Annotated in this window: 15 protein-coding genes; all 15 read right to left on the minus strand. The window is 60.8% G+C overall.

The features are described 5' to 3' along the window. Nucleotides 1–8 precede the first annotated feature (8 nt). Complete coding sequence (locus tag ACFLEY_RS28885; RefSeq protein ID WP_028171937.1) at nt 9–1673, minus strand: type II and III secretion system protein family protein; 1665 nt, start codon at nt 1671–1673, stop codon at nt 9–11. A gap of 389 nt (nt 1674–2062) precedes the next feature. After that, nucleotides 2063–2479 (minus strand): TadE/TadG family type IV pilus assembly protein, encoded by a 417-nt coding sequence (locus ACFLEY_RS28890; protein WP_060911421.1) that lies wholly within the window; start codon nt 2477–2479, stop codon nt 2063–2065. Next, on the minus strand, nt 2476–3804 hold the full coding sequence (locus ACFLEY_RS28895; RefSeq protein ID WP_028171939.1) for a pilus assembly protein TadG-related protein: 1329 nt from the start codon (nt 3802–3804) through the stop codon (nt 2476–2478). The genes ACFLEY_RS28890 and ACFLEY_RS28895 overlap by 4 nt, the downstream gene beginning before the upstream one ends. Before the next feature lie 8 nt (nt 3805–3812). After that, complete coding sequence (locus ACFLEY_RS28900) at nt 3813–4313, minus strand: hypothetical protein (protein WP_231166680.1); 501 nt, start codon at nt 4311–4313, stop codon at nt 3813–3815. 24 nt (nt 4314–4337) lie between these two features. After that, nucleotides 4338–4985, minus strand: a complete 648-nt coding sequence (locus ACFLEY_RS28905; protein WP_028171941.1) for an isoprenylcysteine carboxylmethyltransferase family protein — start codon at nt 4983–4985, stop codon at nt 4338–4340. Nucleotides 4986–4987: 2 nt separating this feature from the next. Continuing rightward, nucleotides 4988–5896 carry a type II secretion system F family protein gene (locus ACFLEY_RS28910; RefSeq protein WP_028171942.1) on the minus strand — a complete coding sequence of 303 codons (909 nt, stop codon included), beginning with the start codon at nt 5894–5896 and terminating at the stop codon, nt 4988–4990. Next, entirely contained in the window at nt 5893–6735 is an 843-nt protein-coding gene (locus ACFLEY_RS28915; RefSeq protein ID WP_249162844.1) for a type II secretion system F family protein, read from the minus strand. The genes ACFLEY_RS28910 and ACFLEY_RS28915 overlap by 4 nt, the downstream gene beginning before the upstream one ends. Nucleotides 6736–6821: 86 nt before the next feature. After that, nucleotides 6822–8198 (minus strand): CpaF family protein, encoded by a 1377-nt coding sequence (locus ACFLEY_RS28920; protein WP_060911419.1) that lies wholly within the window; start codon nt 8196–8198, stop codon nt 6822–6824. Further along, complete coding sequence (locus ACFLEY_RS28925; protein WP_060911418.1) at nt 8195–9397, minus strand: AAA family ATPase; 1203 nt, start codon at nt 9395–9397, stop codon at nt 8195–8197. Before ACFLEY_RS28925 ends, ACFLEY_RS28920 begins: the two co-directional genes overlap by 4 nt. Further along, nucleotides 9397–10353 carry a Flp pilus assembly protein CpaB gene (cpaB, locus tag ACFLEY_RS28930; protein WP_060911417.1) on the minus strand — a complete coding sequence of 319 codons (957 nt, stop codon included), beginning with the start codon at nt 10351–10353 and terminating at the stop codon, nt 9397–9399. Before cpaB ends, ACFLEY_RS28925 begins: the two co-directional genes overlap by 1 nt. A gap of 1 nt (nt 10354) precedes the next feature. Further along, complete coding sequence (locus tag ACFLEY_RS28935) at nt 10355–10861, minus strand: prepilin peptidase (RefSeq protein ID WP_060911416.1); 507 nt, start codon at nt 10859–10861, stop codon at nt 10355–10357. Between the two features lie 104 nt (nt 10862–10965). Further along, nucleotides 10966–11175 carry a hypothetical protein gene (locus ACFLEY_RS28940; RefSeq protein WP_028171948.1) on the minus strand — a complete coding sequence of 70 codons (210 nt, stop codon included), beginning with the start codon at nt 11173–11175 and terminating at the stop codon, nt 10966–10968. Between the two features lie 789 nt (nt 11176–11964). Next, nucleotides 11965–12435 (minus strand): hypothetical protein, encoded by a 471-nt coding sequence (locus tag ACFLEY_RS28945; protein ID WP_028171949.1) that lies wholly within the window; start codon nt 12433–12435, stop codon nt 11965–11967. After that, nucleotides 12419–13336 (minus strand): DUF2950 domain-containing protein, encoded by a 918-nt coding sequence (locus tag ACFLEY_RS28950; protein ID WP_028171950.1) that lies wholly within the window; start codon nt 13334–13336, stop codon nt 12419–12421. Before ACFLEY_RS28950 ends, ACFLEY_RS28945 begins: the two co-directional genes overlap by 17 nt. Next, entirely contained in the window at nt 13333–14985 is a 1653-nt protein-coding gene (locus tag ACFLEY_RS28955) for a DUF3300 domain-containing protein (RefSeq protein ID WP_211433532.1), read from the minus strand. The genes ACFLEY_RS28950 and ACFLEY_RS28955 overlap by 4 nt, the downstream gene beginning before the upstream one ends. Nucleotides 14986–15054: the final 69 nt, after the last annotated feature.

Raw genomic sequence — 15054 nt, forward strand, 5'->3', positions numbered from 1 at the left:
TCTCGCTCCTAGTTGAGGGTCTTTACGACCGGCTGGTCGACAACGGCGGCCGGGGGTGGAACGGGCGTCCGGAGCTCAGGAGCGATGATGTGGCCGTACGGGCCCTTCACGTCGCCGCCGGAATTGACGTAATCGTTGTAGCGCTTGCGGACTTCCATCTGGCCATTGAGGAAGAAGTCGACGTCATTGGCCGGAAGACGGGAGTCGAGCGGAGATGCCAGTTGCTGACCGGGCGCCGCCGGCGCAACCAGGCGCGGCGTGACGATGATGACGAGATCCGTTTCCTGCTGTTGGTACGACTTGCTGCTGAACAAGCTTCCGATCACCGGCACCGAGCCGATCCAGGGCAATTGCGAAACGTCCTGGCGGTTGCGGGTCTGGAGCAGGCCGGCGATCGCAAAGCTCTGGCCGTCGCGCAGCTCGACCGTGGTCCGCGCGTCGCGGCGGGTCAGCGCCGGAATGATCGTCCCCGCAATCTGCACCGCATTGGCGAAATCAAGCTCGCTGACCGACGGCTCGACCCGAAGGTTGATCACGCCGCGCGAGAGAACGGTGGGCACGAAAGCCAGCTCAACGCCGAACTTCTTGAATTCGATAGTCACGGTTGGCACGAGGCCAGCGGTACCGGCCGTGGACGCCACAGGCACTGGGAATTCACCGCCGGCCAGGAAGCGGGCGGCATCACCGGACAGCGTGGTCAAGTTCGGCTCCGCCAACCGGCGAGCCAATCCCTTGGTTTCCAGCGCCGAGATCAACAAGTCCACCGAGCCGCCATTGCTGGTTCGGATGATGCTGGTCAACAAGCTCCCAAACGGGGCCGGGGCGACACCGCCCGCAGTGCCAATGAGCGTACCCAATGTTCCAAGCACCGGCAGGCTCCCCGTCGGCGGCGTGCCGACAGGAGTCCCACCCGCGCCGAGGGGACCAGTGGCGGTATTGAGACCCCCAATCGGTCTTCGACCGGCGGCGGTGACACCGCCCTGCCCGGTAATACCGACGTTGGTGCCATTGGCATTCGCCGCATAGAGGTTGACGCCGAGATCTCGGCCGGCGTCCCGGTTGACCTCGAGAAAGCGCACCTCGAGCATCACCTGCTGCGGCGCCGCGACGCTCATCGCGTTGACGACAGTTCCACCTTTCGCAACAGTGCTGGTAGCAATTGCCATGGCCCGCTCGGCCGCAACCGCATCGACGGCGGTTCCGCTCAGCACCACCTGGCCCTCGGAGGCCGAGACGCGAACACCCTGCATGCCGGTGCCGGTCCGGATGTTCTGCTGCAGATTGCCGGTGTCGATCACGACCTCGACGTCGAGGATCCCGATCTGCTTCATCGAGCTGTCGAACAAAATGACGTTGGTAGTGCCAGTCTGCTTGCCCTGGACATAGATCAGGTGATCGCTCAGCGACTTCACGTCGACGATGTCAGGCGAGCCCGCGACAATCGTCGCAAAAGCCGTATCGACCTTGAAGGTGCGTGACTTGTTGACGACCACCTTGACCCGCTGGACGTCGTTCATTTCGCTGACGAAGACGCCGCCGCCAGAGGAGCCGCGCCGATCTGCGGCCGTGGCGCTGTCAACGGAATTGAACAGGGCAAGCGTGGCGCCGAGAGCCATCACGCCGAAGGCGGGAAGCCCCCCTACCGTCTTACCTGAAACGCGACCGCCACCCATTCGAGTCCCCCCGCCGCGATCCGCGGCAATCCCCCGCGAATCTACGTGCTCGACGCCCCTAACAGTTCCCTCCGCGCACCACGTCGCAGAGTTTACATTCCATCCGATTACAAATCGTTATTACGTATTTCCAAGATCACACCCCTCATTCAGCCTCCTTGCAAGAAGAGAGGCTTACCGCACTGCGGCAACAGCTGAGAAAACTCTCCGATGTTGCCAGCCTGCACCACTTTTCCCCGTTTGCTTGGAACCCTCCTGCTGCACAAGCGCGCAGGCGCCCCGCTTTGGCGAGTTCCTTGGCAATTTTCGGAAGATCCGTTCGGACAACCGCGACTCACGCTTCCTCTTGCCGAAATCCAGACGCTTTCTGGAATGGTTGCCTGGTTCCACTAAAAGGGGATTGTGGTGGACGCGCTCGGCGCGTTCAACGCCGTGCCCCAGATCGGCATCAGCATGTTGAAACTCGGCTGCGATGCCGTAACCGTCAGTGCGGAGGCTCCAGTCGTCGTGTTCAGCGCCGGCGAGAGACCGCCGCGATACAGGAACGGCGCCGCGTTCTGCTTGCCGGTTGGGGACAGGGGATCGCCGGTGCAGGACGGCGACTGAGGCGGGCTTTGAAGCACGGCAGGCGTGTAGCAGTTGATCATGACCGCCCGGGCGCCGGCGCTCGCGAGCATCCGCAAAGACTGCATCGTGATTGCATAGCGTCCAAGATCGAAGATGGCGAAGATCAATGTGAAGAACGACACGAAGACGAGGATAAATTCGAAGGCCGCGAAGCCGCGATTGTCGAGCTTCCTCATCATTGCACCAACGCGACAACTTGAGTGTGAACGATGGTGGCCGGATCACACCCCTGCGTGCTCAGGTAGCCGCCACCGCTCATGTCGAGCGTTTTCGCGATCACTTGTGAACAGGTCGTATTGGTACTGGCAGTCGTTCCGGCCCAGCTAACGTCGACGTGGGGGAAGTACACGGTCCCGCCCAGGCTAACCAGACCATTACCGTTTATGGTGACCTTATTGCTGGTCTTGTTCGGAGCCTGATCATCAATCAGGACGCCATTCAGATCCGACGAGAAACTGTTGGTCGCAGGTGCGGAGAGGTCAACTGTGCCCCCGGTGATGGAAAGCTTCGTGTCTCCGAGCAGTACGAGGGTTACGCCTGTCCCTTTCAGTTGTCCGCCGGTCATCTTTATAGTTGCGTTGTAGAAGAAATATGTTCCCGGGTCCAAAACGTACTTATCCCCGTTCGACACCGTGAAGTTACCGTAAGCTCCACTCCCCGCGCTATTCGGCGCGCAATGCTTCCACCCATCCGCCTGAACAGGACATACCGGGTTTGTATTGCCAGTCCTGCTGTTGAACGATTTGGTGTCCAGTTTGCTGAGCGGATTGTTTGCGTACGGCATGAAATAATTGTGCGGCACGCTGACATTGCTACAGGAGCCTGAGGGGGTGCAGCCACTTGCACCATAAATGGCCCATCCCGAACCGGTGAAGGACGGAGTGCTGGCAAGTTGAACACTGGTGTCCGACATTATCGCGCAGCCAGTTCCGTTGTTGCTGAGGTTACCAGCAAGCTTGAGCGCGCCCGAGTCGGGTCCAAGCGCCAAGGCGCACACCTTGGTCGGCTGCTGGACCAGCGCAATGGCTTGGGAGGGGATGTTGACGGTCGTCAAACCCAGCACTGCCGCCAGGTAGGCGGGCTGTTGCTGGCTGACCCTGGCGCGAACGGCGTTGCCGACGCCCGCGGCCGGCGTTGTGAACGTACCGGCATTGTAATCGCCGATATCGATCTGCACTGCCCGCGAGATTCTGCTCGGAAGGCTCGTCGCACAATTGGTGCCCGGATAGGCGGTGTCGCCAGCGTTGCAGAACGCGTTCTGTGCCGCGAATTGCTTGCCGCGATAATCCACTGATTGTGCATCGCAGGCCGCATTGGCAATATTGCATGAAAGCCGCAAGGCGCCCGAGTAGGCGGCCGCGTCGGCGGCGTTCTGCGTGTGCTGCTTGGTGACGTACCACGATCCCGCCTCGGCCCCGAGTGCGACCACGCCGATGAGCGGCACAAGGGCGATGACTGTTACGAATGCGACCGAGCCTCGTCTGGAACGGAGCAGATTGCGCATGGAAGCACCTACTGGAAGCGTTCAGAGGAAGGCAACGTGTACGTACAACTGCTGGGGCACAGCACCGATCTCAAGACAATCGGCGCCAAAGTGACCGTCGTCGAAAATGTGATGTACTTGGGAGAAGCAATATTGCCTGGCGAGCAGGTAGCGCCTGCATCACCGCATTTAACCTGGATGTTGCCGATCGTATAACCGGCGACTGTCGTCTGTAGCCCTGACCTCCAGGTCACCGTGCCGTCGGGGCCGAGCGGATTGTAGTATTGGACATATTGCCCGAAGCTGCGCAACGCCGACCAGGCAGAGATAAACCGGAAGCTGGCAGCGGCCACGTCGGCGAGCGGCATGAGCAGGAACGACACCAAGAAAATGTAGACGATGATTGTCTCGAACGCGACGGCGCCGCGTTGATCCGTGATAAAAGGCTTTTTACGACACGCGCGCCTGCCTCGATCGTTACTCGCCACTTCCGATCGCCGAGTCCGGGCAGCGATTTGGACGATCTCCATGACAATTCGGCCACGCATAGCCACTCACCAAATATAAGGGACCATTCGCCAACGCGACGCTTCGTAGCTGGAATACTCCGGGCAAGTGCGTCGAAGCAGGTCCTCCTCGTAAAGAATTCGGCATACCTGGATGCTGATATGCAGGACCAGCACGATCACCGTGACCGGTGTCAGGTATTGCAGCACGACGCCCAGCACCACGATTTCTTCTGCGGCATAGAGCGGGTGCTTGATCCATCGATACGGACCGGTCTGCACCACCGAACGCGCCTGTGGCACCAGACTGAACGATCGACCTAGATGCCGGATAGTGACAAGCATCATGATCGTGCCGACCAGCACGCAGGCTGTCGATGCTAGGTTTGGCAGCGTTTCGTCGGTCTTGCCCAGGAAGCTGATGGTCCATGGCAAATAGCTGCCGACGAACGCCGCTATTCTTGGAAGCAGGCCATCTGCGTGCGCCTTTGCCGGCGAGCGGGTCATGATCAACAGCGCCAGGAGCACGTAGAAAATGCCAAGGCAAAAGCCCGACAGAAGCGATGGCCATGGATCGGCAAGCGACGACCCAACCTTGATGGCGACGCAAAGTGCCAGCAGCATGAACCACAGGCTGCCGAACAGTTGCATGATCCGATCGTAAGAACAGTTTTTCGACAGGGCGACTGTGCTCATGGCTACTTCCCGAAGCTGGCGAACGAACGCACGAGGTGCAGAATGGGACTTCCTCCCATGATGACGAACATGGCCGGAAGCAGGAACAGCACCATCGGGATGGTCAGCTTGGCGCCCAACTTGTGCGCCCTTTCTTCGAGCTTGGTCATACGTTCCCGCCGCAGGTCGACGGCGATACTGCGTAGCGCCTGGCTCAACGGCGTTCCGTATTGCAGGCTTTGGCTGATCATTGTGCCGAACCGGCGAAGCCCCTCTGAGGTAGCTGCCAAATTATCGAATGCGTCGATGCGATTCGGCAGCATCCGCAGATCCTCAAGGAGACGGTGCAACACCCAGGCCATGGCGGGATTGGACGGTTTCATCTCTTCCGCGACACGTCCCAGCCCGCCCTCCATGCCCATTCCCGCTTCGCTGCACACAACCAGCAAATCAATCATGTCCGGCGTGCCTTGCCGAATGGCGGCATCAAAACGCCGTTTCATCACCGACAGAATCAAGCGCGGCCCCATAATTCCGACCACCACGCCCATGAGCGTGAAGATCACCACATCGGCAAGTGCCCTTCCCGAAAGCTTCGCAAGAAGCAGCGCAATGACCGGGAACAGGAACATGCTGACGACCTTGACGCCGATCCAGGTCGGCAAGGTTCGATGATGATTGAAACCGGATGAGTGAAGGATCGTTCGCAGCTGATCCAGATTCTCCTCGGCGTAGAAGCGCCGATACCGCATGCCGAGCCATGAAAACCAACCGGTCACGTCCTGGAAGGGTGCTGACCGGTAAGGCATGCCCAGCACGGCGTTTGACACCCGTGTATCCAATGCACGGACGTGCATCTCGCGGATGATCAACACACAGGTCGCCGTCCCAGCTGCCAACGCGAGAGCCACCAAACTGAGACCAAAGGTCATAGTTCTGTTTCCCGTCTGACCATCCAACTTATCACCAGGTGCCCGACAAGCACTGAGGCCACTGCGTAAGCAAGGAGCTTGTTTCCAGTCGGATCAGAGAACAATAGATCGACATTCTGCGGATTGGCCGTGTAGAGCACCCCACCCGCAATCACGGGCGAGATTGCGAGTGCTCGTGAGGAAAAGATCACCTCTCCTGCCAGTGCCTTGGCGCGAGCCGCCAGCGCAACACGCTGACTCACGGTGTCTCCCAGCGTCTGCAAGGTTTCGGCCAAGCTGCCGCCTGACTTCAATTGGACTGCGAGTGTCACCGCAAACATCGCATACTCCGCCACTTGCGATCGCTGATAGACTGCTTCGACGGCCTCCTCCGGAGCTCTCCCCAGATTCATTTCGCTGCATACGATGGCAAACTGCCCAGCCGTTGGTTGCGGCATCTCGCGCGCGATGGTGCGAAATGCTTCATGCACAGGCAGACCCGATCGAACCGTACCTGTCACCAGCTGGATCGCGTCAGGCAGCTGTCGAAAAAGTTGAACGGCGAAGCGACGTTGCTGCAATCCGAACAGACCTCGCACGACCACCAAGGCAGCAATTGCAGCTACGACAGACGCGTAGAGAATGGAGAATCCCAGCTGGCCGTTAGCATAAAAGATTGCGGCTACCGTGATGGCGGCGGCAACTAGCACATACGCCGGATGCCAGGTGTGAACCATCTCGGGCCTGTAATTGGCCAGGCGGCGGAGAAACAGGGACCGGGCTCCGGTCTCCGACCGGCGAATGGATGGCAGGTTGGCCGGATGGGAGGCCGGTAGAGCTATCGCCAGTTGGCGCTGCATGCGTCGTTCTCGACCATCGAGCCACAACGAACTGACTGCCGCGCACATCGCGAGTGCCAGAACAGCGAAGATCACCGACTCCGATATCATATTTCCCTCACGGCCTCGGCCCAAGCGCGATCAAGCCCGAAATAGACAAGACGGCTTTTGAATTTCGGGACTGCCAGGGTGGACCTGTAGGTGCCCGATATCCGCCCGTGCTCATCCTCTTCGTGGTACTCGAAGGCTGCGATGTCATTGGTGGTGATCACGTCCCCTTCCAGGCCTATCACCTCGCTGATCTGAATAATGCGACGCTGTCCATCGCGCATGCGTTCGACTTGCACGATGATATCCAGCGCAGCGACGATCTGGGTTCGGATGGCCCGCGACGGCAGATTGACCTGTCCCATCTGTACCATGTTCTCGATGCGGGTCAGGGCATCGCGGGCGCTGTTGGCATGGACCGTGGAGATCGAACCATCATGGCCGGTGTTCATTGCTTGCAGCATGTCAAACGCTTCAGCACCGCGCACCTCACCCACGACGATCCGGTCAGGACGCATGCGCAGGGCATTCCACAAGAGATCGCGTTGTGTCACCAGCCCCGTGCCTTCGAGGCTGGGAGGCCGGGTCTCGAGGCTGATCACGTGCGGCTGCTGAAGCTGCAACTCGGCCGCATCCTCGATGGTGACGACGCGCTCGCTGTGATCGATGAACTGGCTCATGGCGTTGAGCAGCGTCGTTTTGCCGGACCCGGTGCCGCCCGAGACCAGAACATTGAGCCGAGATCGGGCGGCAATCTCCAGCAATTGTGCGACGGCCGCGGTCATTGAGCCGTTTTCGACCATCCCGGCGAGGTCCAGACGGCGGCTCGGAAATTTTCGGATCGAAATGCAGGGGCTATGGATCGCCAGCGGCGGAAAGATGATGTTCACCCGGCTGCCGTCCGGCAAGCGGCAATCCACCATCGGACTGGATTCATCGATGCGCCGACCAACTTGCGCGGCGATTTTCTGCGCCACCGATGCAATGTGATCATTGTCGCGGAATCGCACCGCGACCCGCTCCAGCTTGCCGGCTCGTTCGACATAAACGTTGCTCGGTCCGTTGATCATGATGTCGTTGATCGATTGATCGAGCAGAAGCGGACGCAGCGGCCCGTAGCCGGTCATGTCGTCCGCAATCTCATCCGCCAGTTGAAGCTGTTCACGCCCCGAAAGCTCGAGCCGTTCCTCGTTGGCGATTCCATGGATGATTTCCTCGATCTGCCGCCGAAGAACATCGCGCGAAACAGTCGCGGCCACCGCTGGCTCAATCTGCTCGATGACCCGCTCGCGGAGCGACGCTGACATCAGGGGCTGCGGAAGCGAAGGTTCGTGCCTGGGCCCGGATGCAGGCAAGCTCGGCATCGACGCAGGCAACGGCGTCAATGCAGGCAAACGAGCTGGCGTATCGTCGTCGCGCCTACCAAAGATCTTCATAGTCCGAGCAACCTCCTCACCCATCCCTTTCGCTCGACGCCGAGCCCCGTGATCTCCCGTACGATCGGGGCGAGGTGACGTCGCAGTCCTGATACGTGCTTCAGCGCTGGAATTCCGAGATTGACAGCCTGGGTCATTCCCTTTCCGAGATCGGGAACCACCATGTCCGGCTCTGCGCCCAGAGCCTTGACAATCGTAGCCCTGGGAAGGCCCCCGGGCCGACCGGCGCGGTTGAGCAAGGTGAAGACCCGATCCTTCCCGGCAATGTTGGTGACGGCGGCGCGCAGTGCATGGGCATTGCGAAGTCCGGTTACCTCGGCTTCCAGCAGCACCAGCACGTGACGAGAAAGAGTGATCACCGGATGGATGGACGGCGGAAACGGGACCGGAACATCGACAACGATGTAATTGAACCGCTGGCGGAGCAGGCCCAACACGTGCCTCACGCCCGCTTCAGTGATGTCGAGCTGCGCATCCAACTCCTCATCGGCGGAAATCAGGCAAACCCGCTCGTTGACCTCGATTGCGGCGCGCTCGAGGAACAACGTGTCCGCCCGCATCGGGTTCTCCAATGCGATGCGCAGCCCTGGTCCGGGCTGAACACCCAGCATCACCGCCGTTTCGCCGCCTTGCAGATGAAGGTCGAGCAGCGCGACCTTGGCCTTGGTGGTCTCGGCAAGCTGCAGCGCGAGATTGATGGCGATACTCGTTGCGCCGGCACCACCCTGCGCACCACAGATCGAGATCACATGTCCGCCACGATCAACCGAACCGTGCGTCACGTCGCCAAGCAGCTTCGGGCGGAGCTGGTCCAGCACCATGTCCCGCGTGAGCGGCCTCGGCAGGTACTCGGTCAAGCCGAGTTCCATAAGCTCGCGGTAGAAGGTGATCTCCCTGCTCTCACCGATCAGAGCCACCCGGACATCGGGTGGGCAGACGCCGGCCAGCCTTGCTAGTTCGTCAAATGGATCATCGATTCCACTGATGTCCGCCACCAATGCGAATAATTCGGTGTCGGTTTCGAGCATCCGTATCGCATTGCGGATCGTGCCACGCTTGATCGATATGTTGCTGCCCTCGAGGCCCTTGCGCAGCGCCGCAGCACTAAGCTCGTCGTTTACAAAACAGACGATCCGGTTGCGTGCTACTACCGATGGAGCTTCTTCAGGCGAACTGACGACTGCAATGTTAACGCTCATCAACGTTTCTCCAGCAACTTGCCTGCCTGAACCACCATCGTCGCACCCCGGCGGGAAACTTCCGACCCATCGCAGTTGACGATGGTGTCGCCGTCGCCGGTGTCCTGTCTCTTGACTGAGTATTGCTTTGTCTGTCCGCCAGAATGAACGACTATCGCTGCAGTCCGGCCGGCAATTGCGTTCTGGCGGGCGATTTCCGGCGACACATCGCAGCTGGACATGGCGCCAGTGTCCACCGTATCCCACTGTTCGACTGCTGCCCGTACAGCCAGGGAGAGCGTACCGATCTGCTTTGCGACCGTGACCTTCTTGACCTGGTCTGGCGCAAGCTCCAACGAAACAGTTTGCGCTTGCTTGCCGGCCACCGAGGTTATGGTTCGCCCGCCTTGCACAATTTCCTGGTCAATCGCAATGACTCGAACATTTGCCAGAACGGTTTCGCTCATGGCCCGACGCGCGGGATCTGCCTTCTCGAACACCTGGGTCAGTAGGACATCGACATAATCACCCGGCCTGATCAGCCCCGAGACGCCGGACTCCTCGTCCACTTTGATGCTGATCGCACGGCTATCCGGTGCCAGGACGCTGGCCAGGAAACCCCGATCTCGCGGTCGCAATACGTCCTGCAAAGTGATCGGACTGCCAGCGTCGACGAACTTGCGAACCAGAGAGCCGGGAAGTCCGGCCTTCGAGTCGGACGTTTCAAGAATCGCCCCTGCCGGAAGCCGCTCAGGCGGCACCGAGCGTACTACGAAATCTTCTTCGCGGGCCAATGTACCTTTCGACAGCGGACGTGCCGCAACAAAATACCCGACAGTCGAAGGAGGCGCCGGCCCCTGCTCCATGACCGCTACCGGAACCTGCTTCGGCAGGTTCATGTTGTAGGCAATCAACCCGAACGCAGTGGTTGCGAGCAACAGCACCAGGATGATTGAGAGACGCAACGCGGACGACATGTCAAAATCCTTTGCTCAAGATGGTCCAGATGCCACCGCACGCTATGGCTACGCCGTAAGGCAGGGGAGCGTGTCGCACGTGGCGCCACCGCTCGATCGCATAGACGCGGCGTGCGAACGACGATCCGACCGGCGCCAGCTTCGGATATGGCAGGACGCGCATCATCAGATGCACAAGGGCAAGAACGCCGCCGGCCAACGTGGTTGTCGTCAACAACTGCATCACACCTGCCAGTGGCAGACCAATCGACAAAGCAACCAGCAACTTGACGTCGCCGCCGCCAATCCATCCGCGCTGGTAAATCGTGAACAGCAGCAAGAACAGGATCGTCGTGGCAATCAGCGATTCGACGAGCTGCATCGGGCTGGCAAGTTGACCGGCGATCCCAAGGAGCGCCAGCACCAGGCAGATGTCATTGCGGATCAAGCGGGTCGCGACATCGAGCGTTGCGACATACAGCAACAACAGAATTTCCAGTATCGAGGCTATGTAAGAAATCCAGCTCATGAAAATGCATGCCTCAAAGAGGAGGAAGGCACACCAAAAATGGAAGGAGCGCATTCAAGAGGGGGACACGTTCCGATGCCCCCCTCTGGCTTCAGATGGCCGTATCAAACAGCCGCAGTGAAAGCGTTGGTGATAGCGGTGATCCCGCCCCCCAGCGCCAGCCCGATCTGGCCGGCAGCTCCGCCACCGAACACAGCCGAGACTGCGCCGATGATGCAAACTGCGACGATAATGTACTCGAACGACACCACGCCGTCCTGGTCCGTGCGCAGACGCTTCAACGCTTCTCTCGTCTCAATATAGTACGTCAACATAGGAGGATCCCTTCCTTGGAGATGACAGACTTCGGAATGTTCGTTGGCGAAAAACCCCTGCGCCAACTGGATTCTTTTATAATGTTCGCTCGGAGGGTTTCGCGTGCTCCATAGAGGGGTGATGCGGAGCATAAGGGGTACTCCTCGCTCGATTAACCATTTCGCCGAGTGGCCGGCGTTCGGTCGACGCGCGACAACGCGCTGGCGCTTGCCGATCGCTCAGCCATCGTGGGCCTGACGATGCACGGCGTTGTCGATCGCAGAGAGAGCGTTGAGGAGTTGAACGCAATCGCGGACTGAGGGCGCTATTCAGCCGCCAATGTCGGTGCGCTCTGTTCTACCGATCGGCCGAATCCAGCCATTCCCGACCTTGAATAGCGGACAGCACCGAGATGACCAATCGCCGGCACTTCACACGAAGCACGGACAGCAGCTAGCCTACGCATTGGCGGACGTAATAGCCGTTGACCCGTATCCACTGGCAGGGGCTTGGCCGAGGCTCCTTGATGATTGTGTAGCCGTGGTAGTCGATGTTGGTTGGTGCGGTCAGGCCACGCCAGAATACTGCATTCGCGCTGGACGAGCTCAGGGTCATCGCTGCCCAGAGACAGGCCAGGGCGACACAGAATGGAAAGAGTGTTCGCATCAGCGTCTTCCGGTTTGGAATTGATTACCGTAGCTCGCTTATCCTGACTGCTCCCAAAGACGCTCGCAAGTCCGATCGCGACATGACGCGAGATGTGATCCGGTCTTGCGCAGGACCGGCGACAGCACCATTTCAAAACCGCCTCATCTCATCGTAATCGTGATTGCGCTGAGATTGGCGGCGAATTCCATGCCCGCCTTGGGACCTTGCAGCACGATCGTGACGCCCTTTTCGTTGCGCAGGTGAGCGCCGTTGATGCCGCCGACGAGGGCGGCTCCGCCGCCGACGGAGGTGTAGGTGCCGGCGAAATCGCGCACCTCTCTGATGCCTGACGCCCGCCCCGCCAGTCGCCCGACGGTTGCGCCGGCGGTGATGCCGAAGCTCAGGCCCGACACCCTGAAGGGATAGACGCGCCCTCGATAGGTCAGTACCCCGCTGCCGGCGCCACCGCCGATCAGCAATCCCGCCTTCACGATTTTGACCTCGACGTGACCACTAGCTTGCGCATGTGACGGCGTGGCGGGAATGATGAACGCGAGCAACGCGATTGCTGCCAGGTACCGGGCAATCCAACGCAGCCACGCTCGCCTGCTGCTCTCAGGGTTTTGCGGCATCGACCTTCTTCCAGGTCTGGTCCGGATCGAACAGCGTCGTGCGCTGGGCGATAGATTCGGTGCGCTCTCCCAAGTCCTTCTGGTAGACGGTACCAGCGTGATTGACCAGGAAGGTCATGACGCCGGAATTGCCGTATTCGGCTGGCCAGGCGATCAGGGCGAAGCCACCGATCATCTTGCCCTTGACGACGTAGTTGAGAGCACCGCCGGGCGCATCCGCCCCTTGCCCCTTCAGGATACGGAAATAGTATCCATGATATGGGCTCGGCTCTACACTTCCGGCCTTATAGCCTTCGGCCGAGGCTTCCGCCGCCAGTGCACCGAGTGGGCTCGGGTCGCTATCGTCGCGCCAGAACAGGCCGTCCTTCTTGCCCGGGCTGCTGACGATGCGTTGCGCGTAGACGCCCACGCCCTCGCCGCGATCCTTGTCGGCATATTCATTCTGGGCATCGACATAGGCGAGCGCAGTCTGGATCGCGTCGAGCTCGTTGCGGCCGATGCGACGATAGAGAACCTCGATCCGTCCCTCGGCCGTGTCGAACTCCCAGCCGCTCTTTGCATTGACGAGTGGAATTGGGAACGGGAAGTCGTCCGGCCCCAGCATCAGCGTGGCCTTCTTGTTGCCTTCCGCCTTGATCGAATGCTTGGCATCATACATCGACGTGAAGCGCTGGCGTATGTCTGCATCGGCGACCTCGTCGCCGGACGAGACGATGTCGTCAGCAGCCCTGCCGAGCACCTTGAGAATATCGGCCGGACCTCCCTTGACCGCAGAGGCAAGCGCTGCCGCTGCATCCTCGGGCGTAGAAAAGGATTGCTGCGCGGGCGCCGTCGAACTCAGCAGTACCAGCGCCATGATGCCTGGCAACGCCGCGCGATGAAGTGACTTCAGAACATTCATGGCGCGACCTCCGCAGGGATCCTCGCACCACGGGCGAGCCAATCGCTGTAGGTTCGGAATTTCAATCCGAGCTTGTCGTAGTGGACAAGCAGATAACCGTCGTTGCCGCGGGTCACCGCCTCCGGCTTCACGCGTTCGACCTCCTGCGCCATGACACCGACATAGGCCTTGTGGCTGCCGAGATAGCTGAAGCGGTAATAGCCGAGGCCGTTGGCGAGATAGCCGAGCAAGACGACATCGTGCTTCAGCGCAATGTCGGAGCGCCGGCCGCCGCCGCCTCCCCGTCCGCCGCCGCCTCCTCGGAAGCCGCCTCCGGCAGACATGCCGCCACCGCCACGCCCGGCGAAGCTCGCCCCACCGCCACCGCGGGGCATGCTCGCCATACTCGACCGCCCGCGGGCGGAGGCCGCTGCAGCCGCCCGGCCAGAGGAAACGTTCATGGCACCGCCGCGGCTACCTCCACCACCGCGATTGGCAGACGCTGCGCGGTTGCCGGCACCAGCGCCGCCGCGGTTGGCGGCCTTGGCGCGGTCACCACCGCCCTTGGCTCGATCGCCTCCGCCCTTCGCACTCCCCTTGGCGCGGTCCGCAGCGCCGGCGCGATCGCCGCCACCGGGCCGGTCCCGCGTACCCGCGCGGTCGCCGGTGCGGTCACCCGCTCGATCTCCTGCACGATCAGCGGCACCGGCGCCCGGACGATCCTTGAGTACCGGCTGGCCGTCGCGGCCGCGAAAATCCATCCGGTCCGCGGCGCCCGCCTTCAGATTGTTGTTGCCAAAACGCTGCTGAACATTGGTGTTGTTGTAACGCACGCCCTGGCGGTGCGCCGGATTGTGCTGCCAGCCATTTCCGATGTTGGTGGTCCGGTGATTGACATAGACGTTGCGGTTGCCCCAGTTGCAGCCGCCGCCCCAGTAATTGCCCCAGCGTCCGATCGCCCAGGCGGTCCCAAAAGCGAGCCCCCCCGCGATCACGCCTGCGCCGATATAGGACGGATACCCGAAGTAATAAGGTGGGTAGTCCGCGTAGGGCCAGGCCCCGTAAACGGTGGCCGGCTCGTAGTACGGCACGTACATCGTTCCCGGCTCGGCCGGCTCGATGACGACCACCTGCTTGTTTTCCTGCGTCTGAACACTGACCTTCTGCTGTTTGGTCGTAACGAGCTTCTTGTTGTCATAGGCCTTGGTGCGCAATCGCTGGATCGCATCCATCACGTCCGGCTGCTGCGCGAGCACGGCATCACCCAGGCTCTTGGTCCAATCGAGCTTGTCACTCATCATCGTCAGAACGTCCGCCGTGCTGGCGAGCGCCTTGACGCTGTCGTCCCAGGCCTGCTTCTCGACCTCGGTCTTGAGCGCATCGCCCTTCAGCGACTTGTGTTCCTTGAGCCAGCGATCGGCCTGCACCACTTCCAGCGGATAGGTCGACGCGGCCAGCACATTGGCCAGCAGCTCGTCAGGATAGAGCGCGATCGGCGCCACCAGTGCTTCGAGCTGCTCGGGCTTCAGGAGCTCGGCGCTTGGCGCCTGGCTTGCCGCTTGCGGCTGAGCGGTTGGAGCAGCAGGTTTGTCGGCCGTCTGCGCCGAGGCGACGGACGGGATGGCCATCAACAGCGCAAGCGCGATCACGGTCCTGGCACAGCGAAGCATCACATCCTCCATCGGAGTCACAATTTGGAGGATCGGTCCGCGGCCCGACCGTTCTTTGACAAAGATCAA

Origin of the sequence: Bradyrhizobium sp. YCK136, assembly GCF_044570075.1 — a bacterium.
Classification (GTDB): Bacteria; Pseudomonadota; Alphaproteobacteria; order Rhizobiales; family Xanthobacteraceae; genus Bradyrhizobium; species Bradyrhizobium diazoefficiens.